Origin of the sequence: Microbacterium sp. MRS-1, assembly GCF_000585455.1 — a bacterium.
Taxonomy (GTDB): domain Bacteria; phylum Actinomycetota; class Actinomycetes; order Actinomycetales; family Microbacteriaceae; genus Microbacterium; species Microbacterium laevaniformans.
Window position 1 is genome coordinate 1 of record NZ_JAUF01000092.1, and the last position, 2,100, is coordinate 2,100.

General features: G+C 60.6%; 3 protein-coding genes and 1 pseudogene. 2 read left to right on the plus strand and 2 right to left on the minus strand.

The genetic code is table 11. The features are described 5' to 3' along the window. Positions 1-123 precede the first annotated feature (123 nt). A complete protein-coding gene (locus AS96_RS13625) occupies positions 124-714 on the minus strand; it encodes a vitamin K epoxide reductase family protein (RefSeq protein WP_036290854.1) in 591 nt (196 codons plus the stop codon). Between the two features lie 68 nt (positions 715-782). On the opposite strand from AS96_RS13625, the gene cmtR reads away from it, so the two are divergent. Together cmtR and AS96_RS13630 are read left to right on the plus strand one after the other, a co-directional pair. Then, positions 783-1,139: a Cd(II)/Pb(II)-sensing metalloregulatory transcriptional regulator CmtR gene (cmtR, locus tag AS96_RS15125; protein ID WP_026529675.1), complete on the plus strand. Its 357-nt coding sequence runs from the start codon at positions 783-785 to the stop codon at positions 1,137-1,139. Next, the gene (locus AS96_RS13630) at positions 1,136-1,741 is read left to right on the plus strand and encodes a cadmium resistance transporter (RefSeq protein WP_026529674.1); all 606 of its coding nucleotides are present in this window, start codon (positions 1,136-1,138) and stop codon (positions 1,739-1,741) included. Before cmtR ends, AS96_RS13630 begins: the two co-directional genes overlap by 4 nt. An 88-nt stretch (positions 1,742-1,829) precedes the next feature. On the opposite strand, the pseudogene AS96_RS15800 reads toward AS96_RS13630, so the two are convergent. Further along, positions 1,830-2,100, minus strand: a pseudogene (locus AS96_RS15800) (hypothetical protein); the annotation flags it as partial.

A 2,100-nucleotide genomic window follows, 5' to 3' on the forward strand; every position in this document is an offset into this window, starting at 1 on the left:
CTACCCTCACGGAAGCGGCATAACCGAAATGACACCGTGTCCACGATCCGGGGTCAAGGCCCCCAAACCGACGACGACCTCCACCCGCGAGAAGTAGCTTCTGCCGAATATGGGTCCCTCGGGCTAAATGATGCTCGCCAGGACATTCAGGCGGAGCTGAGCGAGCACGGCGACCACTAGGTATGCGGCGACCGTCACGAGCGTCATCCACGGCCACAACAACGCACCGACTCGTCTTGCCCTGCGACCAAAGACGCCCTCACGCAGGTTCCGAGCCGTCACGAAGAAGAACAGCGGGAGCGTCGTCAGCCACACAACCAGACACCAGGGACAGAGCGTGCCGAGCACATAGATGCTCTGCCCAATCAGCCACACCACGAACGCAAACGCCCCCGCGACACCGAAATTGAACAGTACCCAGAACCAGCGGGCAAAGTGAGGTACCGCCCACAGTGCGACTCCAATGCACAACACGAGCGCGAATCCGACCAACCCGAGGAACGGATTGGGAACTCCGAAGGCGGCCCCTTGAGCGCTGTCGAGGTTCGCGGAGCATTGCACCAGCACTGAAAAGTCACAACTGAGGTCCGTGTCGGGTTTCGCCAGCTTTTCGATCTTCTCGACGGACAGTGCCATCGATGCCGTCACCCCGATGATGCCACTCAGCATGAGGAACAAGCCGAAGAAGGATTCACGACGCCCGAACTGTGACAACTTTCACCCATCGCGATATGGAAGGAACGGTTTTGGCAATCATACAGCGAAGCGTGTATGTTCATTGGGTGCTGACTATAACCGATCGATTGGACGTGATGAACCGGCTCGGCCGAGCAATGGCCGACCCGACACGTTCACGCATTCTCATGACCCTGCTTGACGGCCCGATCTATCCTGCGGCACTGGCCCGCGATCTGGATCTCAGTCCGTCCAACGTTTCTAACCACCTGACCTGCCTTCGCGACTGCGGCATCGTCGTGGCCGAACCTCAGGGCCGCCGAACGCGGTACGAGGTCGCAGACCCCCGTCTCACCCGTGCGCTTACCGCTCTGCTGGATACGACCTTGGCTGTGGATCACGAAGCGACCTGCATCGACCCTTCCTGCGCTGTTTCGGAATGCACGGCGGAGGTGCACATATGATCCTGCTCTCGATCCTGCAAGCGATCGGCCTGTTCCTTGCCACGAATATCGACGACATCATCGTGCTCTCACTGTTCTTCGCCCGGGGTGCAGGGCAGCGAGGCACGACGGTTCGGATCCTAGTTGGACAGTATCTGGGGTTCGCAGGTATTCTCGGCGCTGCCGTACTCGTAGCCCTCGGCGCCGGAGCGTTCCTGCCTCCTGAGGTCATCCCATACTTCGGCCTGATCCCCTTGGGATTGGGGCTATGGGCGGCCTGGCAGGCGTGGCGTCGGCGGCATGACGATGACGACGATGATGAGGGCAAGATTGAAGGCAGGAAGGTCGCTGTCTGGGCCGTGGCAGGAGTCACCTTCGCCAACGGCGGGGACAACATCGGTGTTTACGTTCCAGTTTTCCTCAGTGTGGGGCCTGCCGCCGTGGTCGCATACTGTGTTGTGTTCCTCGCTCTCGTTGCGGTCCTGGTGTTCGTGGCCAAATTCATCGCCACCAGACGTCGGATCGCGGAAATCCTGGAACGCTGGGAGCACATCCTGTTCCCAATCGTTCTCATCGGCCTGGGCATCTTCATCCTGATCAGCGGCGGGGCATTCGGGCTCTGACGCATGAAGAAGACAAAGCGAACTGGGGTCTCCAAAGCCAGGTTGCGCCTCGGTTTCAGGGGTTCGTGCTCATCCCCGCGAGACCTGGTCACGCGGGGATGAGCACGAACCCGTCTTCTGGTTGTGCCGGGAAACGCCGCAAGTCGACCCGAAAGTCCTGGCCTGGGACTGTGTACTCCGCAGCGGCCAACCGTCCCGCAGCGGAAGCGAGGAGGTCCACCGTCGCCGGTTCACCCGGGCAGCGGTGGCCGTCCTCGTAGAATCCACCGCCTGCGCGTTCCGAAATTGCCCAGATGTGTCGACGGCGCTCGAAAACTGGACAGTAGCGGCGCTTGAAAAGTGAACACTCAACGATTGGA

What these genes read in the sequence shown, in the direction of transcription:
- AS96_RS13630 (WP_026529674.1), top strand. Translation starts at nt 1,136, where the DNA reads ATGATCCTGCTCTCGATCCTGCAAGCGATCGGCCTGTTCCTTGCCACG.